The sequence below is a fragment of the Kitasatospora sp. NPDC127111 genome (genome assembly GCF_042677465.1).
Classification (GTDB): Bacteria; Actinomycetota; Actinomycetes; order Streptomycetales; family Streptomycetaceae; genus Kitasatospora.
The window spans coordinates 106,406-130,988 of sequence record NZ_JBHXTG010000007.1; the positions used below are offsets into that span (position 1 = coordinate 106,406).

The window sequence follows — 24,583 nt, forward strand, 5'->3', positions numbered from 1 at the left end:
GACTTCCTTCCGGTCAGGCGGCATGGTGGGACGGCGCACCGGCGGGCACGGCCGCGCGGACGGCCGTCCCGGTGGTGCCGAGGAGGATGCCGAGGGCGTTGTCGACCGGGCCGATGGCGGCGAGTCCGCCGGTGCGCTCGACGAACGAGGCGGCGGCCTCGGCCTTGGGGCGCATCGAGCCCTCCGGCAGGTCCAGGCCGCGCAACCACCCCGGGGTGGCCGTGAGGAGCGGCCGGGGGTGGGCGCTGCCGAAGCCGGTGAAAACGTGCGTGACGTCGGTGAGGATCAACAGCGCGTCCGCGTCGAGCTGTTCGGCCAGCAGCGCGGCGGTGCGGTCCTTGTCGACGACCGCCTCGACGCCGGTGATCCGGCCGGTGTCGCGGTCGTGGACGACCGGCACTCCGCCGCCGCCGGCGCAGATCACCAGTGTTCCGCTGCCGAGGAGTTGCCGGACGAGCGGCGCTTCGAGCACCGCCACGGGTTCGGGTGAGGGGACGACGCGGCGGCGGTCCCGGCCGTCCGCTGCGGTGGTCCAGCCGAGTTCGCGGGAGAGCCGCTGGGCCTGCCGGTCGGTGAGCGGCTGCCCGATGAACTTGGCGGGGTGGGTGAAGGCCGGGTCGTGCGGGTCGACCTCGGTGTGGGTGACCAGGGCGGCCACCGCCTTCCCCGGCAGGCGGCCGCGGAGTTCGCGGGCGAGCAGGGTGCCGATCATGCCCTGGGTCTGGGCGCCGAGGACGTCCAACGGGTAGGGCGCGGTGAGGGCCGGGTCGGTCTCGCTCTCGACGGCGAGCAGGCCGATCTGCGGGCCGTTGCCGTGCGTGACGACCACCTCGTGCCCGGCCTCGACGAGTTCCGCGATCGACCGGGCGGACCGCCGGACGTGGTTCAACTGGATTGCGGCGTCGGGGCGTTCTCCCCGCTGGAGCAGGGCGTTCCCGCCGAGGGCGGCGACGATGCGCATGATCAGTCCCTTCCGAGGGTGGCGACCAGGATCGCCTTGATGGTGTGCATCCGGTTCTCCGCCTGGTCGAAGACCAGGCTCGCCGGCGATTCGAAGACCTCGTCGGTGACTTCCAGGCCGTCCAGGCCGTACCGGTCGGCGAGTTCGGCGCCCAGGTCGGTGCGACGGTCGTGCAGCGCGGGGAGGCAGTGCAGGAACGCGGTGTCGGGATTCCCGGTGGCCGCCAGGGTCTTGGCGTTCACCTGGTAGGGCAGGAGCAGCTCGACCCGCTCGCGCCACCTCTCCGGCGCCTCCCCCATCGACACCCACACGTCGGTGCAGAGGTAGTCGGCGCCGCTGACCGCCTCCGCGACGTCCTCGACGAGGGTGATCCGGGCGCCGCCCTCCAGCGCGAGCCGCCGGGCGGCGGCGACCACCCGCGGCTGCGGCCACAGCACGCGCGGTGCGGCGATCCGCACGTCCATGCCCAGCAGGGCGCCCATCGTCAGCAGGGAGTTGGCGGTGTTGTTGCGGGCGTCGCCGAGGTAGCAGAAGGAGATCTCCCGCAGTGGCCGGCGGCTGTGCTCGCGCATGGTGAAGACGTCGCACAGGCTCTGCGTCGGGTGGCAGGCGTCGGTCAGGCCGTTGTACACGGGGACGCCGGCGTGGCGGGCGAGTTCGCCGACGGTGTCCTGGTCGAAGCCCCGGTACTCGATGGCGTCGTACATCCGGCCGAGGACCCGGGCCGTGTCGGCGATGCTCTCCTTGTGGCCGATGTGCGAGCTGTCCGGGCCGAGGTAGGTCGTGGTGGCACCCTGGTCGGCAGCCGCGACCTCGAAGGCGCAGCGGGTGCGGGTGGAGTTCTTCTCGAAGATCAGGGCGATCCGGCGGCCGGTCAGCCGCGGCGTCTCGGTGCCCGCCAGGCGCGCCGCCTTCAGCTCGGCGGCGAGGTCGAGGAGGTGGTGGATCTCGGCGGCGGTGAACTCCGCTTCGGTGAGGTAGTGCCGGCCGCGCAGGTCGTCGGTCATGGCTTTCTCTCCTCGCATCGGTTCAGTTGACGGCGTCGCGCTGGATCGGGCAGCTCATGCAGCGCGGGCCGCCGCGGCCGCGGCCGAGCTCGGAGCCGGCGATGGTGACGATCTCGACGCCCTGCTTGCGCAGGTGGGTGTTGGTGGTGGTGTTGCGCTCGTAGCCGACGACGACGCCGGGCTCCAGCGCGAGGAAGTTGCTGCCGTCGTCCCACTGTTCGCGTTCAGCGGCGCGGACGTCCTGGTCGGCGGAGAGGAAGCGGACCTTCTCCAGCCCGAGGCCCTCCGCGAGGGAGGCCGCGAGGTCGGTGTCGGGGCGGACGTCGAAGCCGGTGGGCCGTTCGGGGGCGGGGGTCAGGGTCCAGGAGCGCAGCGGTTCGACGAGGCCGGGGTAGCGGACGAAGGTGTCCCGGTCGATCATCGTCAGGACGGTGTCGAGGTGCATGAAGGCCCGGCTCTCGGGCAGCCGCACGGCGATCACCCGCCGCGCCGCGCCGTACTGGAACAGCGTCTGCGTCAGCTGTTCGACGGCCTGGGGGGTGGTGCGCTCGCCCATCCCGACCATGACCACGCCCTCGCCGACGACGTGCACGTCGCCGCCCTCCAGGGTGGTGCCCGGCACGGGGGCGGTGCCGTCGAGCAACGGCGGCGCGGTCTCGGCGAACAGCGGGTGGAAGCGGTAGATGGCGGCGGTGTGCAGGGTCTCCCGGCTGCGGGCCGGGCGGGCCATCGGGTTGAGGCTGTACCGGGCGCCGATCCAGCAGGAGTTGTCGCGCGGGAAGAGGTGGTTGGGCAGGGGCGGCAGGGCGAAGTCCTGGTCTCCGAGGGTGTGCCAGACCAGGCTGTGCGGGGTCCTGAGCGGAAGGTCGTCCTTGAGGACGCCGCCGATCAGGTACGCGGCCAGCGTCGTGCCGTCCAGTTGGCCGCACAGCTCGCGGACCGGGTCGACCAGGGCGGGGCCGACGGTGGCGGCGGTGACCACCTGGCCCAGCAGCCAGGCGCGGGCCGGCGGCAGTTCGAGGGTCTCGCCGAGCAGGTCGGCGTAGTGGTGGACGCGGACGCCGTGGTCGCGCAGCACCTGGGCGAAGGCGTCGTGCTCCTCCCGGGCGCGCTTGGCCCACAGGATGTCGTCGAACAGCAGCTCGTCGACGTTGCCCGGGGTGAGCCGGGACAGTTCCAGGCCGGGGCGGTGCAGGATCACCTGGCGCAGGCGGCCGGCCTCGGAATCGACGCGCAGAGCGGACATGGGGGGTACTCCTCGTGATCGGTGCGGGTGGCGTGGGTGCGGGCGGTGCCGGTGCCGCCGGCGTCGGTGCGGCTGTCGCGGGACGGGGCGCGCGCGGCGCGGGACGGCGGGCGGTCAGGCGGGCCGGGCCGAGTGGGGCGGCCGGGCGGCGGCGGCCGGGTCCGGGGCGGACCGCCCGGTGTTCCGCTTGAGCCAGATGTAGACGGGGATGCCGAGCAGGATGGTGAACAGGCCGTAGTAGACGGTCTGGTAGCCGCTGCCCTGGATCGACCAGTACGAGAAGGCCAGCGCGAGGACCGTGACGGTGACGTCCCGGGCGAACCTCCGGCGGTCCGGTTCCTCCCGGCCGCTCCGGACCAGCCGGAGCAGTTGGGCGGCGGCCGACACGAGGTACGGGATGACCGCGGTGAGCACGCTGAGCAGCACGATCTCGGTGAACACCTGCGTGAACCGGGTGTAGCTGATCACGGTGAGCGCCGACGCGAGGAGCGTCGCGGAGACGATGCCGACGGCGGGCACCTCGCCCCTGGTCCTGGCGAACGCGGCGGGGAAGAGCCCGTCGCGGGCCGCCGCCATCGGCATCTCGGCGCAGATCAGCGTCCAGCCGTTGAGCGCGCCGAGCCCGGAGACGATCGCCGCGGCGGCGACCAGGTTCCCCGCCCAGGTGCCCCCCGCGATGTTGTTCACCGCGTCCGTGAACGGCGCGCTGGAGCCGACGAGTCGGGCGTGCGGGACGGTCCCGAACACCGCGAGGGTGCCGAGCAGGTAGATCACCGCGCAGGCCAGCGTGCCGTAGACGGTCGCCCTGGGCACGTTGCGCCGAGGGTCGCGGACCCGGCCGGCGGCCACCGAGGCGGTCTCCAGCCCGATGTAGCTGAACAGGGCGATCGCCCCGGCCGCGGAGACCGCGCCGAGCGCCGAGGTGCCGGAGGCGTTGAAGGCGCCGAGGTTGCCGGACTTGACGAACAGCAGACCGGCCGTCGCCATGAACGCCAGCGGCAGGAACTTCAGCGCGGTGGTGACGACTTGGAAGACCCCCATGCTGCGCACGCCGGCGAGGTTGACGGCGGCGGGCACCCAGAGCCCCACCAGGGCGATCGCCACGGATCCCCAGGTGTGGTGCCCCTTGTTGACGAACACCTCGACGTATCCCACCCAGGCCACGGCGATGGCCGCGTTGCCCGCCCACGCCGTGATCCAGTACGACCAGGCGGTCAGGAAGCCGGCGAACTCGCCGAACGCCTCGCGGGCGTAGACGTACGGACCGCCGCTGCCCGGGGAGCGTTCGGCCAGGCGTCCGAACGTGACGGCGAGCGCCAGCGCGCCGATCGTCACCAGCACGAACGCGACCAGCGCGATCGGCCCGTAGGGGGCGAGGGCGGACGGCAGCGCGAACACCCCGGTCCCGATGATGCTGCCGACGACGAGCGCCGTCGCCGCGGGCAGCCCGAAGGACCTCTCCTTCGGCGACCGGTCGGCCGGTGGTCTTCCCTGGTCGGCTGTGGACATGCGGGTGCTCCTTCGTGACGAGCCGGAGGCGGTCGCGACCGGGTCGCCGCGTTCGCCGGGACCGATCCTCGAAGGGCCGGGGCACCGCGCAGCAGGGGTCATCGGTCCCTTGTCCGGTCGCCACGGGTCCCGGTGCGGGCGTCCGAGGGTCCCGGCCGGCCTGCCCGGGACGACCGGCCCGGGCCGCCCCGGGCAGGCCGGCCCGGGCCCACCAGGCGGCCGTTCGGGGACCGAACGACCCTCGTCCGCCGCGGTGGCGACGCGAAGAATCGAGCCCATGGAACCGGACCGCGCCCCCGCCGCACCCGACCCGCTGGACCAGCGGCGCTGCCTGCGTCTGCTCGCGGGCGCCTCGGTCGGTCGCGTGGTCTACACCGTCGGCGCCCTGCCGGCCGTCCTGCCGATCCGCTACCGGCTCGGCCGGGACGGCAGCGTGCTGCTGCGCGCCACCGCGCGATCGGAACTGGTGCGGGCGGTCGCCGGAGCGCTGGTGGCGTTCGAGGCCGGGGAGGTCGACGCGACGGACGGAACCGGGTGGAGCGTGACCGTGCTGGGGCGGGCGGACGTCTCGGACGATCCGGCCGAGGACGAGCCCGCCGGGGGCGAACCCACCAAGGACCAGCCCGCCGAGGACGGGCCCACCGGGGACGAGCCCGCCGAGGACGGGCCCCGCACCGAGGAGGCCCCGGCCGCGCCGGAGGCGCGGCCGGCCCGCCAGGTCTCGATCCGGATCCGGCCCGAACTGGTCACCGGCCGTCTGTTGCCGGACCCCCGGCCCTGACCCGGAGGGACGGGGGGTCCGCCCCGGTTCAGCCGGTCAGCGGCGCCGGCCGGCGCTCTCCGTCGTCCGGCCGCGGCCCCGTCGCCGGCCGGGACCTTCGGCGCCGCGGTGGGGCTCCTCGGCCCCTGTGGCCGGTCGTGGGCCGGACGGGAGGCTGGTCGCCGGACGGGCCGCGCACACGGGTGCCGCGGCCGCCGAGGACCGAGGAGGTCACGCACATGTCTCACAGCGTGGTGGTGGGGATCGACGGTTCGGCGCAGAGCGCGGCCGCTGCCGAGTGGGCCGCCCAGGAGGCCCACCGGAGGGGACTCGGCCTGCGGATGGTCCACGTCGCGGGCGCGGAGGTCGACGCCCTCGACCGCGATCTCCGCGGCGGGCGGCCGGTGCCGGAGCCCGTGACGGCGATCCGCGACCGCGTCACGGCCGCCCTGCCCGGGCTGGAGGTGTCCTTGGAGATCCTTCCCGGGAACGCCGCGGAGACACTCGCCGTCTCCCGCCGGGCCGAGGTACTGGTCCTGGGGTCGCGCGGCGTCGGCGGCTTCGCCGGGCTGCTGGTCGGCTCCGTCGGTCTGCGGGCCGCCGCCCGCGCCACCTGCCCCGTGGTGCTGGTCCGCGCCGGAGCGGACGGGCGGGGCGGATCGCCCGGCGACGTCGTCGTGGGCGTCGAAGGTGACCGGCCGTGCGACCCCGTGCTGGCCTTCGCCTTCCGGCACGCGGCCGACACCGGAGCCGTCCTGCGGGCGGTGGAGAGCCGGAACACGTCCCACGGCCCGTACAGCACCGAGGCCCCGGTGGAACAACGGGAGATCGGGGAGTCGCTGGCGGCGGCCGAGCGGCAACGCCTCCGGGACGCGCTGGCCCGCTGGCGAGAGAAGTACCCCGAGGTCCGCACCGAGGCGGACGTGTGCCCGTGGAGTCCGGCACGGGCACTGGTGGAGGCCTCCCGCAGCGCCTCCCTGGTGGTGCTGGGACGGCGCCTGGCCAGGCACCCGATGGCCGGGCCCCGGCTGGGACCGGTGGCCGTGTCGGTGCTCCACCACGCGCACAGCCCGGTGGCCGTCGTACCGCACGACTGAGCGGACCCGCGCATCCCGGCGGGCGCGACCGCGGGAGCCCGGCGCCGGGACCAACCGCGCGGCGGACCCGGGACCTTCGGGCCGCGGGAGGGTCCCGAAGGTCGGATCCCCGCCGCGCTCCCACGAGGAAGCCTGGAAACGAAGGCGCTCGCGGCCCCCGCCGGCGCCCCGACCCCCGAACGACGACCCGGAAAGGCAGACCAGCATGTCCCCTCGCCCCAAGCACGAGGCGAAGCCGGCTCCCGCGAGCAGCCTGCCCACCCCGCCGGCGGCCGTCGACCGGCTGGTCGCCTCCGCCCTGACGTCCCTCCGGGAGTACGCCTCCTTCACGCAGGAGCAGGTCGACCACATCGTCAGGAAGGCCTCCCTGGCGGCCCTGGCGGAGCACACCGGGCTCGCCGCGCTGGCGGTCGAGGAGACCGGGCGCGGCCTGTTCGAGGACAAGGCCGTGAAGAACGTCTTCGCGTGCGAGAACGTCACGCACGTGATGGGCCGGACCAAGACCGTCGGCGTGGTGCACCGGGACGACGTCGACGGCATCGTGGAGATCGCCGAGCCGGTCGGTGTGGTCGCGGGCATCACCCCCGTGACCAACCCCACCTCCACCGTGATCTTCAAGTGCCTGCTGGCGCTCAAGACCCGCAACCCGATCGTCTTCGCCTTCCACCCCTCGGCCCAGCACTGCTCGGCCGAGGCCGCCCGGATCGTGCGGGACGCGGCGGTCGCGGCCGGCGCCCCGCGGTCCTGCGTCCAGTGGATCGAGGAGCCGTCGATGGCGGCGACCCACGCGCTGATGAACCACCCCGACGTCGCGACGATCCTGGCCACCGGCGGGAACGCGATGGTCCGGGCGGCGTACTCCTGCGGCAAGCCGGCGCTGGGCGTCGGGGCGGGCAACGTCCCGGCGTACGTCGAGCGGAGCGCCGACGTCCGCCGGGCCGTCAACGACATCGTCCTCTCCAAGACCTTCGACAACGGCATGATCTGCGCCTCGGAACAGGCCGTCGTGCTGGACGCGGAGATCCGTGACGCGGCGCTCGCCGAGTTCCGCAAGCTGAAGGCGCACCACGCGAGCGCCGAGGAGAAGACGCTGCTGGAGCGGTACCTGTTCGGCTCGGGTGACGGTCCGGCGGACGGCCCGGCCGGCAGTGGCACGGCCTGCGCCGGCGACCGGTTGAACGCCGCCGTCGTGGGCCGCCCGGCCCCGTGGATCGCGGAGGCGGCGGGGTTCGAGGTGCCGGCCGACACCTCGGTGATCCTGGTCGACTGCGAGCGCGTCGGACCGGAGGAGCCGTTGACCCGGGAGAAGCTCTGCCCCGTCCTGGCCGTGCTGACCGCCGGGTCCCGCCGCGAGGGGACCGCACTGGCGGCCGCCATGGTGGAGTTCAACGGCCTGGGGCACTCGGCCGCGGTGCACACCGAGGACGCGGCGTTCGTCGAGGAGTTCGGGCACGCCGTCAAGGCCTGCCGGATCATCTGGAACGCGCCCAGCTCGCAGGGCGGGATCGGTGACGTCTACAACGCCTTCACGCCGTCGCTGACCCTCGGCTGCGGCAGTTACGGACACAACTCCGTGGCCGGGAACGTCTCGGCGCTGAACCTCGTCAACATCAAGCGGATCGGGCGGCGCAACACCAACATGCAGTGGTTCAAGGTCCCACCGAAGATCTATTTCGAGCGCGACTCCGTCAAGTACCTGGCGAGCATGCCGGGCGCGCACCGGATCGTCGTCGTCACCGACCACACCATGGTGGCGATCGGCCACCTGGAGCGGATCCGGGGCGTGCTCGACCGCCGGCGGGAACCGGTCGAGGTCCGGGTCGTCGACTACGTGGAGCCCAACCCGAGCATCGACACCGTGCGCAGGGGCGCCGCCCTCATGCGGGACTTCGAACCGGACACCATCATCGCCCTCGGCGGCGGTTCGCCGATGGACGCGGCCAAGGTGATGTGGCTGATGTACGAGCACCCGGAGGTCGAGTTCGCCGACCTGAAGGAGAAGTTCTTCGACATCCGCAAGCGCGCCTTCACCTTCCCCGACCTCGGCGAGAAGGCCCGGCTGGTGTGCGTCCCGACCACCTCGGGCACCGGCTCCGAGGTCACCCCCTTCGCGGTGATCACCGACACCGCCACCGGCCAGAAGTACCCGCTGGCCGACTACGCGCTCACCCCGAGCGTGGCCATCGTGGACCCGGCGCTCACGACCGGGCTGCCGAAGGACGTCACCGCGGACACCGGCTTCGACGCGCTCACCCACTGCATCGAGACCTACGTCTCGGTCTACGCCAACGACTTCACGGACGGACTGGCGCTGCAGGGCATCCGGCTCGTCTTCGACCACCTGGAGCGGGCCGTGACCGACGGCCCCGACGACCCGGTGGCCCGGGAGAAGATGCACAACGCGGGGACGATCGCCGGGATGGCCTTCGGCTCGGCCTTCCTGGGTGCCGTGCACGCCATGGCGCACACGCTGGGCGCCACCTTCCACGTCGCCCACGGCCGCACCAACGCACTGCTGCTGCCGCACGTGATCCGCTGGAACGGCTCCGCCCCGGCCAAGGTGACCGGCTGGCCCAAGTACCAGAGCTACCTGGCCCCGGAGCGTTACCAGCAGATCGCCCGGACGCTCGGCCTGCCGGCCGCCACCCCGGAGCAGGGCGTCGAGTCGCTCGCGGCGGCGGTCGAGGACCTGCGCGACCGGGTGGGCATCCCGCGCTCGTTCAAGGCGGCCGGCGTGGACGAGGCGGCCTTCCTGGCCGCCCTGCCGCAGCAGGCGATGAACGCCTACGAGGACCAGTGCGCACCCGCCAACCCGCGGATGCCGATGCTCGCCGACCTGCAGCGGCTGATGCGCCAGGCCTACTACGGCGACCGGGCCTGAGGGCCCGGGAAGGGAGACCGAGATGACCACCTCGCAGCACGCGCGGCCCACCTCCTCCGCCTGGGAGGGCTTCCGCGGTGGGGTCTGGCAGGACACGATCGACGTCCGCGACTTCATCCAGCGCAACCACACCCCGTACGAGGGCGACGCCGCCTTCCTGGCCGGCCCGACCGAGCGGACCGCCGAGGTGTGGCGGCAGATCACCGACCGCTTCCCCGAGGAGCGCGCCAAGGGCGTGTACGACGTCTCGTACGACGTTCCGTCCACCATCACGGCGCACGCGCCCGGCTGGATCGACCGCGAGCGGGAACTGATCGTCGGTCTGCAGACCGACGCCCCGCTCAAGCGCGCGATCATGCCGAACGGCGGCTGGCGGATGGTCGCCGGTGCGCTGAAGACCTACGGCTACCCGGTCGACCCGCGGCTGGAGGAGGTCTTCACCCGCTACCGCAAGACCCACAACGACGGGGTGTTCGACGCCTACACCCCCGAGATCCGGGCCGCCCGCAAGGCCGGCGTCATCACCGGCCTGCCCGACGCCTACGGACGCGGCCGGATCATCGGCGACTACCGCCGGGTCGCCCTCTACGGCGTGGACCGGCTGGTCGAGGCGAAGCTCGTCGAGAAGGCGGGGCTGGACGCCGCTCCCACCGATCCGGCGCGGCTGGAGGAGACGATCCGCGAGCGCGAGGAACTCGCCGAGCAGATCCGGGCGCTGGGGGAGCTCAAGGAGATGGCCGCGGCGTACGGCCACGACGTCTCCGGGCCGGCCCGCACCGGCCGGGAGGCGATCCAGTGGCTGTACTTCGCCTACCTGGCGGCGGTCAAGGAGCAGAACGGCGCCGCCATGTCGCTCGGCCGCACCTCGACCTTCCTCGACGTCTACCTCCAGCGGGACCTCGACGCCGGCCGCTTGACGGAACGCCAGGCCCAGGAGCTGGTGGACGACTTCGTCATCAAGCTGCGGATCGTCCGCTTCCTGCGCACCCCCGAGTACGACGAGCTGTTCTCCGGCGACCCGACCTGGGTCACCGAGTCGATCGGCGGCATGGGCACGGACGGACGGACCCTGGTCACCCGGACCTCCTTCCGCTACCTGCAGACCCTGTACAACCTGGGCCCGGCCCCCGAACCGAACATGACCGTCTTCTGGTCGCCGCGACTCCCGCGCGGCTTCAAGGAGTTCTGCGCCAAGGTGTCGATCGACACCTCCTCGGTGCAGTACGAGTCGGACGAACTGATGCGCCCGCGCTTCGGCGACGACACCGCGATCGCCTGCTGCGTCTCCGCGATGGAGGTCGGCCGGCAGATGCAGTTCTTCGGCGCCCGGGTCAACCTCGCCAAGACACTGCTCTACGCCGTCAACGGCGGCCGGGACGAGCTGTCCGGCGAGCAGGTCGGCCCGGCCACCGTCCCGGTCGGCGGGGACGTGCTCGACTACGACGAGGTGATGGAACGCTTCGACGAGCAGCTGGAGTGGCTCGCCCGGACGTACGTCCACGCGCTGAACGTCATCCACTACATGCACGACAGGTACGCCTACGAGCGGATCGAGATGGCCCTGCACGACCGGGACGTGCGGCGCACCCTGGCCTGCGGGATCGCCGGGCTCGCGGTGGCCGCCGACTCACTGGCCGCGATCAAGTACGCGAAGGTCGTCCCGGTGCGGGACGCGACCGGTCTGGTCACCGACTACCTGATCGAGGGCGACCACCCGGCGTACGGCAACAACGACGACCGGGTGGACGCGATCGCCGTCCGGCTGGTCGAGGAGTTCATGCGGAAGGTCCGCAAGCACCCCGCCTACCGCGGCGCCGAGCACACCCAGTCCGTCCTGACCATCACCTCCAACGTGGTCTACGGGAGGAAGACCGGCAACACGCCGGACGGCCGCCGGGCCGGCGAGCCGTTCTCCCCCGGCGCCAACCCGATGAACGGCCGCGACAGCCACGGCTACGTCGCCAGCGCGCTGTCCGTCGCCAAACTGCCCTACGAACACGCCGAGGACGGCATCTCGCTCACCAACACCATCGCGCCGGACGCGCTCGGACGCACCGAGGCGGAGCGCATCGCCAACCTGGTCGGCGTGCTGGACGGCTACGTCACCTGCCACGGCTTCCACATGAACGTCAACGTCCTCGACCGGGACACCCTGCTGGACGCCATGGCCCACCCGGAGAACCATCCCCAGCTGACCATCCGGGTCAGCGGCTACGCGGTCAACTTCGTCCGGCTCACCCGCGAGCAACAGCTCGACGTGATCGGCCGCACCTTCCACGACGCGCTGTAGCCCCGACCCACCCGCACGCGGTGCCGACCGCCTCCCCGACCACGGCGGCCGGCACCGCGGCCCGGCCCGGCCGCCCCTCCTGAGGAGCACTCCCCATGACCGACACCGTGCCCAGCACCCCCGCCAGCCGGCCCCCGGTGACCGGCCGCCTGCACTCCTGGGACCTGTCCACCGGCGTCGACGGCCCCGGCACCCGCTTCGTCGCCTTCCTGGCCGGCTGCCCGCTGCGCTGCCGGTACTGCCACAACCCCGACACCCGCCACCTGCGCGACGGCCGCCCGGGCTCCGCCGAGGAGATCGTCCGGGAGGCCGCCAAGTGCACCGCGTTCATCCGCGCCTCCGGCGGCGGCGCCACCGTCAGCGGCGGCGAGCCACTCCTCCAGCCCGCCCTCACCGCCGAGCTGCTGCACCGCTTCAAGCACGAGCTGGGCCTGCACACCGCGCTGGACACCTCCGGCTTCCTCGGCGCCCGCGCCGGCGACGCGCTGCTCGCCGACACCGATCTCGTCCTGCTCGACATCAAGTCCTGGGACCGCTCCCTCTACCGGCACCTGACCGGGCAGGACCTCGCCCCCACCCTCGCGTTCGCCCGCCGCCTGGCCGACCTCGGCACCGAGGTGTGGGTCCGCTTCGTCCTCGTCCCCGGCCTCACCGACGCCGCCGCGAACGTCGAGGGGGTCGCCTCCTTCGCCGCCTCGCTCGGCAACGTCACCCGCGTCGACGTCCTGCCCTTCCACAAGCTCGGCGCCGCCAAGTGGCGGGCACTCGGCCTCGACTTCCCCCTGGCCGACACCCCGGTCCCCACCCCCGACCAGACCGCCGCCGCCCGGGCGGTCTTCGCCGCGCACGGCCTGTGCACGACCTGAACCGCGGGTCCGCCGCCGCGGCGGACCCGCGGGCTCTTCTCCACCCGCGCGGGGAGCAGAGCGGCCGTCGGCGCGCGTGCTCGGGCGCGGACGCCCTCAGTCCGAGGGGCAGATCGTCCCCGCCTCCGGCATCGTGCCGTCCACGAGGTACGCGGTGACGGTCGTCCGTACGCAGCGGCTGTGCCAGTACGCGGTGTGGCCGTCGCCCTCCCGGGTCAGCAGGGTTCCGTGCTCGAATCCGGATGCCATCCGCTGTGCCCACACGTACGGGGTGACGGGGTCGCCGGTGGAGCCGACGACGAGGATCGGAGCGCTGCCCGGGGCCTTCACCGTGTGCGGTCGCTCGGGCGAGCGGAACGGCCAGGGGCGGCAGTCGGGGTCGAGCAGGGTGGCCCGGGTGTCGTGCCTGCCGACGAGGGGGGCCCGGACGGCGAGGTCGGCGACCGCCTGGCGGAGCTCCTCGTCGGTGGGTGCCAGCGGGGCGTCCGCGCAGTGGATGGCGGCGTACGCGTCGACGATGGTGTCGAAGTGGCCGTCCGCGTCCCGGCCGGTGGTGCCGTCGGCGAGCTTGAGCAGTTCGTCGGCGTCGCCCCGGGTGATGGCCGGTTCGATGGCGGTGCGCACGCGCTCCCAGGAGCCCTGGCCGTCGTAGAGGGCGTTGAGGACACCGTTCCAGCCGAGGGTGGCGGTGACGCGGCGGCCGTTGCCGGCGGACAGCGGGTGGTCGCGCAGGCCGTCGAGGAAGTCGGCGAGCCGCTTCGGGGCGGCGGCCGGGTCGGTGCCGAGGGGGCAGGACGCCGCGCTGGCGGCGCAGTCGGCGGCGAAGGCCTCGAACTCGTTCTCGGTGGCGGCGGCCTGGTCGCCGTTGAGGTGCATCAGGTCGGCGCTGCGCTCGACGGCCCCGTCGAGGACGAGCCGGCCGGTGCGGTCGGGGAACTCCTCGGCGTAGAGGGCGCCGAGGTGGGTGCCGTAGGAGAAGCCGAGGAAGTCGAGCTTGCGCTCGCCGAGGGCGCCGCGCAGCACGTCGAGGTCGCGGGCCACGTCGCGGGTGCCGAGGTGGGGCAGGATCCCGGGGTACTTGGCCTGGCAGGCGTCGGCGAGGATCCGGCCGTGGTCGTAGGCCGGGTCGTCGGTGCTGGTCCACTCCTCGCGGGTGGCGTCGTCGAGGCACGTGACCGGGCTGGTGCCGCCGGCGCCGCGCGGGTCGAAGCTGACGAGGTCGTAGCGGTCGTGCAGCGGACCCTGGTAGCCCTTCCAGCCCCACTTCAGCATGGCGGTGCCCGAGTTCGCCGGTCCGCCGGGGTTGAACACGAGGGAGCCGAGGCGCTGGTGCTGGTCGGTGGCGGGCACCCGGACGACGGCGACGTCGAGGGTCGCGCCCTCGGGTTCGGCGTAGTCCAGCGGGACCTTGAGGTTGCCGCACAGCACGGCGTGCTCGTCCGCGTCGGCGCCCTCGGTGCACGGGGTCCAGGCGATCTGCTGGTCGTAGAAGGCACGCAGGGCCGGGGAGGTGGTGGCGGCGACCACCTCGGCGATCGGCGGGCGGGCGACCGGGCCGCCCGTCCCCGCGTCGGCGCCGGCCCCGGCGCCCGCACCGCTCGAACCGGTGCACCCGGCGGGCAGGGTGACGGCGAGTGTGGTGGCCAGGGCGAGCAGTGCGCGGCGCGGAAGCCGCGGTATCACGAAGTACACCGCCCACGAATACCACGGCACGACCGGGTTGATCGATTCGTATCCGTCTTCGTCATCCGTCCTCGTCATCTCTTGGTCACCCGTCGCGGTGCCGGAGCATCGGGCTCCCGTCCGGATGAGCCCCCGCGATCCGGGGGCGCGAGGCGGTCCCCGGAGCCGGGCGCACCGCGCGTCCGGCGACGGGTCCCCGGGTCGACGAAGGTCTCGGGCACGCGCCGACGGTCGCCTGACCGCCACGACACGGCCGGGCTCGGGATGCCCGGCACGAGCCGGACGGCGGCGGGCAGGGTGCTCGCTCCCGCGCACCGGTGACCGCCACCGGGGCAGCCGGTCGGTGCGGCGTGGTGGTCCGAGGAGCCCCGCCGCGACGGCCCTCCCCGTGCCGGTGTGCGCCGCCCGCCCCACCATGGAAGTGCGGGGACCCTCCCGCAGGACGACCGACCGCCCGGCCGGTCGGCCGAAGCCGCCTCCCTCGGTGAGGAGCACCGCGCATGAACGAGAGCACCGCGTCCGGCCCCGTCCGCACCAAGCGCTGGGCGCTGCGACTGGACCTCTTCGAGGAGGGGGACGTCACCAGGGTCCACGCCGTGCTGGACACGGGCGACAACACGCTGGAGAGCCGTACCGAGGCCCACCGCAACCCGCACGACCCGCCCGTGCCGGAGATCGGCGACGAGTACGCGGCCGGGCGCGCCCTGGTCGAGCTCGGGCACCTGCTGCTCCGGTCCGGGATGGCGGATGCGACCGCGAACGACAAGTCCGGCCCCGCCTGACCGCCGAACCCCTCGCCCGGCCGCCCGGCCGCCCGGCCGATCCACCGGCTGCCGCGCTTCGGGCGACGCCCGTCCCGACACCGGAGGACAGCATGAACGGACCGATCGTGGTGGGCTTCGACGGCTCGCCCGAGAGCGTGACCGCGACCGGGTGGGCCGCCCGTGAGGCGCTGATCCGCGGGCTGCCGCTCGAACTCGTCGAGGCCTGGCCGTGGCCGAAGACCGACGTCCTCGGCACGGACGACGCGATCGCGTGGAGCCGGCAGCGGCTGTCCGCCAAGGAGGCGGAGCTCCGGGCCGTGCTCGCCTCGGGTGCCGCGGTCACCTCGGCCCACGTCCCCGAGGACGCGGCCGAGGCCCTGGAGGCGGCCGGCCGGGGCGCCACCATGCTGGTCCTGGGCTCCCGCGGGCTGGGCACGCTCCGCGGCTTCCTGGTCGGGTCGGTCAGTCAGGAGGTGTTGCGGCGGGCCACCTGCCCGGTGGTGCTGGTCCGGGCGGAGGGCGCCGCTCCCACGGCGGACGGTGGGACGGCGGGCGGTCCGGCGGCGGACGGTCCGGCGGCGGACGGGACGACGGCGGACGGGACGACGCCCGTTGCCCCGGCCGCGGGCGGCCCGGCGCAGGACGCCGCGGCCGAGGGCGACGTCGTCCTCGCCCTCGACCTCCGGCACGCCTGCGACGAGGTCATCGGCTTCGCCTTCGAGGCCGCCCGGCTGCGCTCGGTGCCGCTCCGGGTGGTGCACGCCTGGATGCCGCCGACCGGCAGCGAGTACATGGCGTTCGCCGCGATCGGCAGCATCGACGAGGAGCTGTCCGCCGTCGAGCGGAGTCAGCTGACGGACGCGCTGTCCCCCTGGCGGTCGCGCTACCCCCGGGTCGCGGTGGACGCGGAACTCGTGCACGGCCACGCCGCGGCCGCCGTCGTCGACGCCGCCGACGGCGCCGGCCTCGTGGTGGTGGGCCGCCGGGTCCGGCGCGCACCGCTCGGCGCCCACCTCGGGCCGGTGGCGCACGCCACGATCCACCACGTGCGGTGCCCGGTCGCGGTCGTCTCGTACGACTGAGGCCGTCCGAAGGCCGGTCGGCCACCCGGCCGGGGCCGAACGGCCCGCGCGCCGGCCCACCCCGTGGATCCAGATTGGTGCCGAGAAGCGAGCGAGAGGTGAGATCGATGCACACCGTCATCGTGTACGAGAGCCTGTACGGCAACACCCGCGAGATCGCCGAGGCCATCGCCGAGGGCGTCCACCAGGCCGATCCGGAGGCGTCGGTCGACTGCCTGCCCGTGGCCCGGGCCGACACGGAGGTCACCCGCACGGCCGACCTGCTGGTCGTCGGCGGGCCGACCCACATGCACGGCATGTCCTCGGGTGCCAGCCGCCGGATGGCCGCCATGGCCGAGGCGAAGAAGGAGGGCCACGAGGACGCCGCCCGCGAGGCCCGCGAGACCGCCGAGGGCCCCGGCCTGCGTTCCTGGTTCCACACGCTCCCGAAGACCGAGCCCGGCACCCACGCGGCGGCCTTCGACACCCGCGCCGACATGCGGATGAGCGGCGGGGCCGCGGACGGCATCGCCAAGCGGCTCGCCCACCACCACTACGACGTCGTCACCGAACCCGAGGGGTTCATCGTCGAGGACGCCGACGGCCCGCTGCGGCAGGGCGAACTCGACCGGGCCCGCGCGTGGGGCGCCGGGCTCGTCTGACAGACCGTCCGCGCCGAGCGGCTGCCCGGGGCCGACCCCGGGGTCGCGTTCCCGGTCGGGCACGTGCCGCGGCGGTCAGACCGCCGTCGCGTTGCCGGTCGCGGCGGCCGGCTCGGCCGAGCCGGTCCAGGGGGTGGGCGCGCTGTAGTAGCAGAGCGCGTCGTGGTCGCCGATCAGCCACCAGCCGACGGCCGACGGGTAGAAGGTGCCGACCATGGCGCCGGGCGGCCGTCGGGTCTCGCCCTGCCGCCCCTGGCAGAGGCGCTCGGTCTCCTGGGCGACGGTGGTCTCGCCGGGGTAGGCGAGGCCACCGGGGACGTGGACGACCGCGAACACCTCGTACCGGTGCGGCTGGTCGCACGGGACGACCTGGTAGTCCGGCCCGTCGTCGTTCCGCGCGCCCGCGTGGTCGGCGGCGCAGTCGCCCTCCTTGAGGTACCACGGGCCGGCCCGCCCGGCGTGCTTCGGGCGGCCGTCCGGGCCGCGTTCCGGGCCGGACGAGAGCGCCTGGAAGGCGAAGGCGAGCAGCACCGCGACGACGACGGCGATGATCATCCAGAACCAGGAGAGGACGAGCCCCGCGGCGGCGAGCCCGAAGCCGCGCTGGCCGCGGCGCGCGATCCGGCTGAAGGCGCCGATGGAGAACCCCATCGACAGCAGGGACAGCGGCGGGACGAACCCGAGCACGCCGAGCGTGAGCGAGGTGACGGCGAGCCGGCTCAGCGGCTTCGCCTCCGGACGCCCGGCGACCCCCGGCGGCGGCCAGCCGTGGGCGTCGGGTCCGTACGGCGCCGGACCGGCCGGTGGTGGCGGCGGCGCGAAGGGATCGGCGGCGTTCGGCGGCTGGGGCGCGGGGACGGCGGACGACGGAGCGTCGAGTGGCTGCGACACGGTGGCTGGGTTCCCGGGAGGTCGGCGGACGCGGCCGCTCCCCCGCGGGCCGCGCGGCGAATATAGCTGATCATGTGACCACGGATCATCCGCGTTCCCGCGCGGCGGCGGCTCCTCCCGGGCCGCCGGCGTCAGCCGCCCACGTCGGTTGTCAGGCCTCACCCGGCGACGTCACCCGCCGACGTCAGCCGTCGGCCAGGGGCAGGCGGACCACCAGGTGGGCGCCGTAGCCGTACGGCGGGCGCTCGGCGGTCGCGGTGCCGCCGAGCGACGTGGCGATGGTGCGGACCAGCGCGAGGCCGAGGCCCGCCCCGCCGGTGGCGCGGTTGCGGGCGGTGTCCAGGCGGACGAAGCGGTCGAAGACGCGCTCGCGGTCCCCGGCGGGGATGCCGAGGCCGTCGTCGTCCACTTCCAGCCGGGCCCAGCCGCCGGCGGCGCCGAGCCGGACGGTGACGGTCTCGTCGGCGTGGCGGGCGGCGTTGTCCAGCAGGTTGCGCAGGATCCGGCCGACCAGGACCTCCCGGCCGGGCACCACCACCTCGGTGTCCTCGGCCAGGCCCTCCAAGGGTTCGAAGCGGAAGGTGAGGCCCGGATCGGTGTGGCCGCGCTCGGCGAGCTGCTCGGTGATCAGATCGTGCAGGTCGACGGTGCCCTCCGCGGCGCCGCCCGTGGCGGCCTCCTGGGTGCGGGCGAGCAGCAGCAGGTCGTCGGCGAGGTCCTGGAGGCGTTCGGTGTCGGTCAGCGCCCCGGCCACCACCGCGGGCCAGTCCGCCCGCGCCGGGTGGGCGAGCGGGACCTCCAGGGTGCTGCGCAGCGCGGCCAGCGGGCTGCGCAGTTCGTGCGAGGCGTCGGCGACCAGCCGGCGTTGCTCGGCCAGCGCGCGTTCCAGCCGGTCGAGCGTGGTGTTGGTGGTGAGGGCGAGCCGGGCGACGGTGTCCCGCGAGGGCGGTACCGGGACGCGTTCGTGGAACGCACCGGCGCCGATCCGGGCCATCCCGCGCCGGATCGACTCGACCGGGCGCAGCGCGAGGCCGGTGACCAGCCAGGCGGTGAGTGTGACGAAGAGCGAGGCGCCGGGGGTCAGGAAGACGCCGAGGACCCAGGTGACGGTGGCGGCGGTCTGCTCGGCCTCCTGGGTGTCGATCAGCACGACGACGGTGAGCCACTGCGGTGGCAGACCGGTGACGCCGGAGTACTTGGCCAGCTGGTCACTGGTGAACGGGCCGGCGAGGGTGCGGTAGAAGCGGACGGTGTGGCCCCTGAGGAGCCAGGATCCCAGGCTCGGGACGACGTCGGACGGGAGGCGGACCGCGACCTCGTCGACGGATTCGCAGCAGTGCGGCGACGTCAGCTCGCCCTCGATCCGGCTCCGCCTGGCGGCCCCCGGGTCGATCGGCAGCAGGCCGAGGCGCGGGGCCTCGGCGTGGAACGCGTCGGACAGCGAGTGGGAGCGCAGCCAGCGGCCGTCCTCGGCCATCACGGCGTAGGCGGTGTCCTGGAAGCGCTCGTCGGGGCCGTCCGGGACCTTGTGCGCGACGTTCTGCACCATGAGCCCGGCGCGGGTCACGGCCGCGTACTCCAGCTCCTCCTTCACGGTGTCGCCGGCCCAGACGGCGGCGAAGCCGAAGGCCACCGCCGAGGCGAGGAGTGCCGCCAGGGCCGCCCGCAGCCGGATGCCGGGGCGCCACGAGCGCCAGGAGCGGTACGCACCGAACGGCTGTACGAGCGGGTCAGTGCGCACCGGGTGCCGCCAGCCGGTAGCCGATGCCGCGGACGGTCTCGATCAGGCAGTGCGCCCCGGCCCGGTCCAGCTTGCGGCGCAGCGCCGCGATGTAGACCTCGACGATGTTGACGTCGCCGCGGAACGCCGAGTCCCAGACGGCGTCCAGGATCTCGGTCTTCGGCACCGCCTGGCCGGGGCGCCGGAGCAGGCATTCCAGGACGCCGAACTCCTTGACGGTCAGGCGCAGTTCGCCGTCGCCGACGGCGCAGCGGCGGGCGGCCGGGTCGAGCCGCAGGTCGGCGAGGGCCAGTACGGGCGGGCGGGCGGTGCCGCTGCGGCGCAGCAGGGCGCGCAGCCGGGCGGTGAGGACGACGTAGGAGAAGGGCTTGCTGAGGAAGTCGTCCGCTCCGCAGTCGAGCGCCTCGGCCTCGTCGTACTCGCCGTTCTTGGCGGTGAGCATGAGGATCGGGACGGGGTTGGCCTCGCGGCGCAGTGCCTCGCAGACCCGGAAGCCGTTGAGGCCGGGCAGCATCAGGTCGAGCACGATGGCGGCGTAGTCGCCGGCCCGGGCCTGTTCCAGGCCGAGCAGGCCGTCGCCGACCACGTCGACCGCGTAGCCCTCCGCCCGCAGGCCCTGGCTCAGCGACTGCGCGAGCCGCTCCTCGTCTTCGACCATCAACAGGCGCATCGGCTCAGGATAAGTCAATTCGCGCCGCCCACAATCCGGTTGACCGATGTGCCGGGAAGGTCCTTCCTGAACGGATCCTCAGGTTCGTTCAGAATTCCTTCAGCGGGGATTTCCTAGCGTCCAGCAGGTGATGAGTGAACGATTCCGACTTTCTCCCCGAGCGCTTTCCTGGATTCCCGTCCTGCCGGTCGGCGGGTACGCCCTGCTGCTGTCGGTGCCCCGGCACTGGCGGATGGAGTCGACCGGCTTCGACCTGGGGATCTTCGAGCAGGGGGTGCGCGGTTACGCCGCACTTCAAGCGGCCCCGGTGGCCACGCTGAAGGGGAGCGGATTCCCGTTGCTCGGCGACCATTTCAGCCCGCTGCTGGCGGCGCTGGCGCCGTTCTACCGGATTTTCCCGGGTGCCACCACGCTGCTGGTGGTCCAGTCCCTGCTGCTCGCGCTCTCCTGCGTGCCGGTCACCGGGCTGGCCGTGGAACTGCTCGGCCGGATACGCGGGTTGGCCGTGGGATCGGCCTACGGACTGTCCTGGGGGCTCTGGCGGGCGAGCACGTTCGACTTCCACGAGGTGGCGCTGGCCGTTCCGTTGGTCGCGGGCGCGGTGGCGGCGCTGGCCCGCGGCCGGTACCGGGCGGCGGTCGGCTGGGCGCTGCCGCTGCTGCTGGTGAAGGAGGACCAGGGGCTGGTCGTGGCCGGGATCGGCCTGTACGTCTGGTGGCGCGGCCGGCGCCGGCTGGGCGCGGCGACGGTGCTGGCGGCGGTCGCGGCGACGCTGCTGGCGGTGCTGGTGGTGGTGCCGGCCATGAACCCGGAGGGGGTGTACGCCTACGGCGCGAACGGCGCCTGGCACGGCGATCCGGTGACCCGGCTGCTGCTGCCCGCGGTCAAGTGGCACACCGTCGCGGCGCTGCTCGCGCCGACCGTCTTCGTGGCGCTGCGCTCGCCGTTGTGCCTGCTGCTGGTGCTGCCGCTGGCGGGCCGGTTCTGGACGCCGAGCCCGACGTACTGGGACACCGGGTACCACTACAACGCGGTGCTGATGCCGGTGCTCTTCGTGGCCCTGGCGGACGGCCTGCACCGGCTGGCGGGCGGGCGCGACCGCGCCGCGGACGGGCGGGGGGCCGGCGGGCAGGAGCGGCCGGCCGGCGCCGCGCGGGTGCTGCGGTACGCGGCCCGGGGGGTGCCCGCGGCGGCGCTGGCCTTCGCCCTGGCCGTCGCACCGGTGCCGTCCCTCTCCGGGCCGGGGCCGGACGTGCGGACCGCCCGGCAGGTGCTCGCGGTGATCCCGGACGGCGCGACGGTGGCCGCCGCCAACCGGCTGGCCGCCCAGCTCACCCACCGGTGCACGGTCTCGCTGTTCCCGTACCTCAGCACGCCGGACGCCGTCGCGTCGGCCGGGCCCACGGTCCGGCGCCCGGAGGCCCGGTGGGTGGCGGTGACGGACCGGCCGGGCGACTTCCCGGTGCCCGAGCCCGAGCAGCTGGCGGCGCAGGCCGCACTGCCGGCGGCCGGGTACGAGGTGGCGGCGGCCGGCGGCGGGGTCACGGTGTACCGGTGGGCCGGGCGCCCGGCGGGGTGACGCGGCGGCGGAGGAGCACCCCGCCGGCGGCGGAACCACCCCTCGCCGACGGCGGGCGCCACCCGAGCGACGGAGCCGGCCGCCGCCGACCGGGTGGCCCTGCCACGGGACCGGCGGCGGAGCCGTCGGGCCCACCGGGCCGGGTCTGCCCGCCGGGCGGCTGCCCCGTACCGCTCCCCCCGCACCGCTCCCCCGCGCAGCGGGGGCGCCACGGCTCGGGCGCACGGCTCAGGCGGCGGCCATGGCCGGGAGCGGCCGCCAGTCCACCGGGACGTTGCGCATCACCAGCGCGCAGTCGAGGGTCGCGCTCCCGGGCGGGAAGCGGTCCGGGTCGTCGAAGAAGGACGAGGCGGCGGAGCGGATCCGGCCCGCCTCCACCCGCCAGGCGTCCGTCCGCAGCTCCATGCCGTCCAGCTGGTCGCCCGCCCCGGTGGCCGAGTAGCCCTTCGCGCCGCCGCGGAAGAACCGGGAGCCCTCGGCGAGGTCCGCGAAGAGACCGCTGCCGCGCAGTTCGTCGGCGAGGTCGACGGTGACGTCCACCCGGGCGTCGCCGTCCCGGCTCGCGAAGGCGACCTGCAGGCGGTCGGCGGTCTCGTGCACGGCGAAGTCGGCGCGGCCGTACTCGCCGGGGAAGACCCGGCCTCCGGCCCAGGCGTTGACCGGTGACGAGGTGTCGCGCCGCGGGATGTAGACGCCGGTCTCCACGCCGTCCGGCCCGTCCCACTCGACGGCGATCCGGTGCGCCGCGTTCTCGCTCCGCAGCCCGAGCGCCCGCGGCGCCCAGGCCGGCCGGACGGCGCCCAGCCGCAGCAGGCAGATGCCCGCGACCGCGTGGCCGCGCACCAGCTGCGGGCGCAGCGGCCCGGGCAGCAGCCGGGCGATCGCGTCCGGGTCCACCCGGTAGTTCACCAGCAGCCGCCGTTCGATGACGCTGGCCAGTTGTGGCTGGATCACGACCCCTCCTGCTGCGCCCCCGGGCGCCATCTGGTGTGGCGGAGCACGATCTGCTCGGGGCAGACCGCGCTGAGGAAGCGGCCGACGCTGGTCGCGAGGCGTTCCTCGACGAGCGAGTAGAGGATCCGGTTGCCGTCCCGGCGTTCGGTCACCAGCCCGGCGCCCTTGAGCACGCCGAGGTGGCGTGAGATGGAGGGCGCGCTGATCGAGAACCGGGCCCCGATCTCGCCGGCCGCGAGCTCACCGCCCCTGAGGTCCTCGAGGATCTGCCGCCTGGTCGGGTCGGCGAGGGCGCGGAAGACGCCCGCCTCGTCCTGCGCTGCTGTCATGCCTCATATTTAGCATCTTCGCTAAGTAGCTAACAAGCTCACGGCCGCTTCCGGTCCGCCGGCGGCTCCAGCGGACCGACGCTACGCCCCGGCCTGCTGGTAGAGCGTGACCAGGAGGCCGTGCACCGGCTCGCCCTCCGGATCCTCCTCCGCCCCGTCGACCAGTTCGGCCAGCGCCTCGGCGAGCCGTGCCGCCTTGGCAGGGCCGAGCCGGAGGTGGCGCACCGTCAGGAGGTGGTCGGCGGGTGAGCGGTCCAGCTCCTGGGCGACGGCGCCGAGCAGCGCGGCCGTGCCCTCGGCCTGCGGTTCGGCGACGAGGAGTCGCTCGGCGGTCCGCCGGTAGTACTTCTCGGTGCCGCCGCGCACCCGTCGCGTTCCCGCGCCCTGGACCAGCCCCGCCTCGCACAGCACCCTGAGGTGGTGGGAGACGCTGCCCTTGTTCACCCCCAGCTGCGCGGCGAGCCGGCTGATCGTCGACGGCCGGCCGCTCAGGGCGAAGAGCAGGCGCTGGCGCAGGGGGTGGGCGAGTGCGGTGTGCTGCAGGGGCGTGCTGATCCGCTGGACGCCCTCGTCAGGTTGGTGGCTCACCCCGTCAAGCGTTAAGTACGGTTGACGCTTTGGCAAGCCGCTGGTCTACTCCCTCCCATGACTTCCACCACCTCGTCACCGGCGCTGGACGCCGTCGCCGTCGTCGAGTCGATCGCCGACCTGGTCCGCGAGAACTACGTCTTCCCCGACGCCGCCCGGGAACTGGCGGCCCTGGTGCGGCGCCGGAGTGCCGAGGGCTCCTACCGGACCGGATCCGCCGAGGAGTTGGCCGAAGCGGTCACCGCGGACCTGCGGTCCGTCAACGGCGACCTCCACCTGGCCCTCAAGTACCACGCCGTGCCCGTGCCGCAGGAGCAGGGCGCGGCGGCACTCGCCGCGATGCGCAGGGAGTTCGACGCCTCCCTGGGCGGTGTTCCGCGCGTGGAGCTGCTCGACGACGGTGTCGCGGTGCTGGAGATCGCGTCCAGGATGTTCCCACTGGACTGGGCGGCGCGGCCGCTGGCCGCGGCGCTCTCCCTGGTGGCCCCCGCCCGCGCCCTCATCCTGGACCTGCGCCGCAACCTCGGTGGCGATCCGGACACGGTCGCCTTCGTCTGCGGCTACCTGCTCGACGGCCGCACGCACCTCAACACCCTGCTCTCGCGGCAGGGGGAGGTGGCCGAGCAGTCCTGGACGCCCCCGTTCGTCCCGGGTGCCCGCTTCGGCGGCAGCAAGCCGCTCTACGTGCTGACGAGCGGGAACACCTTCTCCGCGGGTGAGGAACTCGCCTACGACCTGCAGCAGCTCGGGCGCGCCGAGGTCGTCGGGGAGGCCACCCGGGGCGGCGCGCACCCCCGCGAGGGCTGGACGGTGCACCCGCACCTGGAGCTCAGCGTGCCCGTCGCCCGCGCGCTCAACCCGGTCTCGGGCACCAACTGGGAGGGCACCGGCGTCCGGCCCGATGTGCCGTGCGACGCCGAGGAGGCGCTCGACCGGGCGCTGGCCCTGGCCGTGGCGCGGCTGACCTGAGTCCTCACCTGACGGCCCGCGCGCCACGTGACCTCGGCGGCGGGCCGCCCGGCGCGCGGGCCGGCCCCGGCGGGA

At 74.2% G+C, this 24,583-nt stretch carries 21 protein-coding genes; 10 read left to right on the plus strand and 11 right to left on the minus strand.

Annotated elements, in window-relative coordinates; all coding sequences use genetic code 11:
* Nucleotides 1-13: 13 nt before the first annotated feature.
* The 4 genes from ACFVHB_RS07035 to ACFVHB_RS07050 form a co-directional block, all read right to left on the minus strand.
* Nucleotides 14-961 (minus strand): carbamate kinase, encoded by a 948-nt coding sequence (locus ACFVHB_RS07035; protein WP_380316340.1) that lies wholly within the window; start codon nucleotides 959-961, stop codon nucleotides 14-16.
* A gap of 2 nt (nucleotides 962-963) precedes the next feature.
* A complete protein-coding gene (gene argF, locus ACFVHB_RS07040; protein ID WP_380316343.1) occupies nucleotides 964-1,968 on the minus strand; it encodes an ornithine carbamoyltransferase in 1,005 nt (334 codons plus the stop codon).
* Nucleotides 1,969-1,990: 22 nt separating this feature from the next.
* Nucleotides 1,991-3,214 (minus strand): arginine deiminase, encoded by a 1,224-nt coding sequence (locus tag ACFVHB_RS07045; protein WP_380316345.1) that lies wholly within the window; start codon nucleotides 3,212-3,214, stop codon nucleotides 1,991-1,993.
* Between the two features lie 114 nt (nucleotides 3,215-3,328).
* On the minus strand, nucleotides 3,329-4,723 hold the full coding sequence (locus ACFVHB_RS07050; protein ID WP_380316348.1) for an amino acid permease: 1,395 nt from the start codon (nucleotides 4,721-4,723) through the stop codon (nucleotides 3,329-3,331).
* Nucleotides 4,724-5,000: 277 nt separating this feature from the next.
* Between ACFVHB_RS07050 and ACFVHB_RS07055 the strand changes: the two genes are divergently transcribed.
* From ACFVHB_RS07055 to pflA, 5 genes are all read left to right on the plus strand, one after another.
* On the plus strand, nucleotides 5,001-5,504 hold the full coding sequence (locus tag ACFVHB_RS07055) for a pyridoxamine 5'-phosphate oxidase family protein (RefSeq protein ID WP_380316351.1): 504 nt from the start codon (nucleotides 5,001-5,003) through the stop codon (nucleotides 5,502-5,504).
* Between the two features lie 218 nt (nucleotides 5,505-5,722).
* Nucleotides 5,723-6,580 carry a universal stress protein gene (locus tag ACFVHB_RS07060; protein ID WP_380316353.1) on the plus strand — a complete coding sequence of 286 codons (858 nt, stop codon included), beginning with the start codon at nucleotides 5,723-5,725 and terminating at the stop codon, nucleotides 6,578-6,580.
* A gap of 205 nt (nucleotides 6,581-6,785) precedes the next feature.
* Nucleotides 6,786-9,461: a bifunctional acetaldehyde-CoA/alcohol dehydrogenase gene (gene adhE, locus ACFVHB_RS07065; RefSeq protein ID WP_380316356.1), complete on the plus strand. Its 2,676-nt coding sequence runs from the start codon at nucleotides 6,786-6,788 to the stop codon at nucleotides 9,459-9,461.
* Between the two features lie 22 nt (nucleotides 9,462-9,483).
* Nucleotides 9,484-11,751: a formate C-acetyltransferase gene (gene pflB / locus ACFVHB_RS07070; protein ID WP_380316359.1), complete on the plus strand. Its 2,268-nt coding sequence runs from the start codon at nucleotides 9,484-9,486 to the stop codon at nucleotides 11,749-11,751.
* Between the two features lie 95 nt (nucleotides 11,752-11,846).
* Nucleotides 11,847-12,617 (plus strand): pyruvate formate-lyase-activating protein, encoded by a 771-nt coding sequence (gene pflA, locus ACFVHB_RS07075; protein WP_380316362.1) that lies wholly within the window; start codon nucleotides 11,847-11,849, stop codon nucleotides 12,615-12,617.
* Between the two features lie 96 nt (nucleotides 12,618-12,713).
* Here the strand turns inward: pflA and ACFVHB_RS07080 are convergent, their stop codons facing one another.
* Nucleotides 12,714-14,330 carry an alpha/beta hydrolase gene (locus tag ACFVHB_RS07080; RefSeq protein WP_380316365.1) on the minus strand — a complete coding sequence of 539 codons (1,617 nt, stop codon included), beginning with the start codon at nucleotides 14,328-14,330 and terminating at the stop codon, nucleotides 12,714-12,716.
* Nucleotides 14,331-14,800: 470 nt separating this feature from the next.
* Here ACFVHB_RS07080 and ACFVHB_RS07085 point away from each other — a divergent pair, with 470 nt between their 5' ends.
* The 3 genes from ACFVHB_RS07085 to ACFVHB_RS07095 all read left to right on the plus strand — a co-directional run bounded on the left by ACFVHB_RS07085 (nucleotide 14,801) and on the right by ACFVHB_RS07095 (nucleotide 16,787).
* Nucleotides 14,801-15,082, plus strand: coding sequence for a dsRBD fold-containing protein (locus tag ACFVHB_RS07085; RefSeq protein ID WP_380316368.1), 282 nt, complete (start codon nucleotides 14,801-14,803; stop codon nucleotides 15,080-15,082).
* Between the two features lie 92 nt (nucleotides 15,083-15,174).
* Complete coding sequence (locus tag ACFVHB_RS07090; protein WP_380316371.1) at nucleotides 15,175-16,146, plus strand: universal stress protein; 972 nt, start codon at nucleotides 15,175-15,177, stop codon at nucleotides 16,144-16,146.
* Between the two features lie 107 nt (nucleotides 16,147-16,253).
* Entirely contained in the window at nucleotides 16,254-16,787 is a 534-nt protein-coding gene (locus ACFVHB_RS07095) for a flavodoxin family protein (RefSeq protein WP_380316374.1), read from the plus strand.
* A gap of 75 nt (nucleotides 16,788-16,862) precedes the next feature.
* On the opposite strand, the gene ACFVHB_RS07100 is transcribed toward ACFVHB_RS07095, so the two are convergent.
* The 3 genes from ACFVHB_RS07100 to ACFVHB_RS07110 form a co-directional block, all read right to left on the minus strand.
* Nucleotides 16,863-17,678: a DUF4190 domain-containing protein gene (locus ACFVHB_RS07100; protein ID WP_380316377.1), complete on the minus strand. Its 816-nt coding sequence runs from the start codon at nucleotides 17,676-17,678 to the stop codon at nucleotides 16,863-16,865.
* 184 nt (nucleotides 17,679-17,862) lie between these two features.
* Nucleotides 17,863-19,419, minus strand: a complete 1,557-nt coding sequence (locus ACFVHB_RS07105; protein WP_380316380.1) for a sensor histidine kinase — start codon at nucleotides 19,417-19,419, stop codon at nucleotides 17,863-17,865.
* The gene (locus ACFVHB_RS07110) at nucleotides 19,409-20,089 is read right to left on the minus strand and encodes a response regulator transcription factor (protein WP_380316383.1); all 681 of its coding nucleotides are present in this window, start codon (nucleotides 20,087-20,089) and stop codon (nucleotides 19,409-19,411) included. The genes ACFVHB_RS07105 and ACFVHB_RS07110 overlap by 11 nt, the downstream gene beginning before the upstream one ends.
* A gap of 130 nt (nucleotides 20,090-20,219) precedes the next feature.
* Here ACFVHB_RS07110 and ACFVHB_RS07115 point away from each other — a divergent pair, with 130 nt between their 5' ends.
* Nucleotides 20,220-21,668, plus strand: a complete 1,449-nt coding sequence (locus tag ACFVHB_RS07115; protein WP_380316386.1) for a DUF2079 domain-containing protein — start codon at nucleotides 20,220-20,222, stop codon at nucleotides 21,666-21,668.
* A 228-nt stretch (nucleotides 21,669-21,896) separates the two neighbouring features.
* On the opposite strand, the gene ACFVHB_RS07120 is transcribed toward ACFVHB_RS07115, so the two are convergent.
* The 3 genes from ACFVHB_RS07120 to ACFVHB_RS07130 form a co-directional block, all read right to left on the minus strand.
* On the minus strand, nucleotides 21,897-22,622 hold the full coding sequence (locus tag ACFVHB_RS07120; protein ID WP_380316388.1) for a DUF2071 domain-containing protein: 726 nt from the start codon (nucleotides 22,620-22,622) through the stop codon (nucleotides 21,897-21,899).
* The gene (locus ACFVHB_RS07125; protein ID WP_380316391.1) at nucleotides 22,619-22,951 is read right to left on the minus strand and encodes a metalloregulator ArsR/SmtB family transcription factor; all 333 of its coding nucleotides are present in this window, start codon (nucleotides 22,949-22,951) and stop codon (nucleotides 22,619-22,621) included. Before ACFVHB_RS07125 ends, ACFVHB_RS07120 begins: the two co-directional genes overlap by 4 nt.
* 81 nt (nucleotides 22,952-23,032) lie before the next feature.
* Nucleotides 23,033-23,539 (minus strand): ArsR/SmtB family transcription factor, encoded by a 507-nt coding sequence (locus ACFVHB_RS07130; protein WP_380316394.1) that lies wholly within the window; start codon nucleotides 23,537-23,539, stop codon nucleotides 23,033-23,035.
* 57 nt (nucleotides 23,540-23,596) lie between these two features.
* Here ACFVHB_RS07130 and ACFVHB_RS07135 point away from each other — a divergent pair, with 57 nt between their 5' ends.
* Nucleotides 23,597-24,508, plus strand: coding sequence for a S41 family peptidase (locus ACFVHB_RS07135; protein ID WP_380316397.1), 912 nt, complete (start codon nucleotides 23,597-23,599; stop codon nucleotides 24,506-24,508).
* Nucleotides 24,509-24,583: the final 75 nt, after the last annotated feature.

Coding starts and splice junctions, on each gene's coding strand:
- ACFVHB_RS07035 (WP_380316340.1), bottom strand. CDS start 961: ATGCGCATCGTCGCCGCCCTCGGCGGGAACGCCCTGCTCCAGCGGGGA.
- argF (WP_380316343.1), bottom strand. CDS start 1,968: ATGACCGACGACCTGCGCGGCCGGCACTACCTCACCGAAGCGGAGTTC.
- ACFVHB_RS07045 (WP_380316345.1), bottom strand. CDS start 3,214: ATGTCCGCTCTGCGCGTCGATTCCGAGGCCGGCCGCCTGCGCCAGGTG.
- ACFVHB_RS07050 (WP_380316348.1), bottom strand. CDS start 4,723: ATGTCCACAGCCGACCAGGGAAGACCACCGGCCGACCGGTCGCCGAAG.
- ACFVHB_RS07055 (WP_380316351.1), top strand. CDS start 5,001: ATGGAACCGGACCGCGCCCCCGCCGCACCCGACCCGCTGGACCAGCGG.
- ACFVHB_RS07060 (WP_380316353.1), top strand. CDS start 5,723: ATGTCTCACAGCGTGGTGGTGGGGATCGACGGTTCGGCGCAGAGCGCG.
- adhE (WP_380316356.1), top strand. CDS start 6,786: ATGTCCCCTCGCCCCAAGCACGAGGCGAAGCCGGCTCCCGCGAGCAGC.
- pflB (WP_380316359.1), top strand. CDS start 9,484: ATGACCACCTCGCAGCACGCGCGGCCCACCTCCTCCGCCTGGGAGGGC.
- pflA (WP_380316362.1), top strand. CDS start 11,847: ATGACCGACACCGTGCCCAGCACCCCCGCCAGCCGGCCCCCGGTGACC.
- ACFVHB_RS07085 (WP_380316368.1), top strand. CDS start 14,801: ATGAACGAGAGCACCGCGTCCGGCCCCGTCCGCACCAAGCGCTGGGCG.
- ACFVHB_RS07090 (WP_380316371.1), top strand. CDS start 15,175: ATGAACGGACCGATCGTGGTGGGCTTCGACGGCTCGCCCGAGAGCGTG.
- ACFVHB_RS07095 (WP_380316374.1), top strand. CDS start 16,254: ATGCACACCGTCATCGTGTACGAGAGCCTGTACGGCAACACCCGCGAG.
- ACFVHB_RS07110 (WP_380316383.1), bottom strand. CDS start 20,089: ATGCGCCTGTTGATGGTCGAAGACGAGGAGCGGCTCGCGCAGTCGCTG.
- ACFVHB_RS07115 (WP_380316386.1), top strand. CDS start 20,220: ATGAGTGAACGATTCCGACTTTCTCCCCGAGCGCTTTCCTGGATTCCC.
- ACFVHB_RS07125 (WP_380316391.1), bottom strand. CDS start 22,951: ATGACAGCAGCGCAGGACGAGGCGGGCGTCTTCCGCGCCCTCGCCGAC.
- ACFVHB_RS07135 (WP_380316397.1), top strand. CDS start 23,597: ATGACTTCCACCACCTCGTCACCGGCGCTGGACGCCGTCGCCGTCGTC.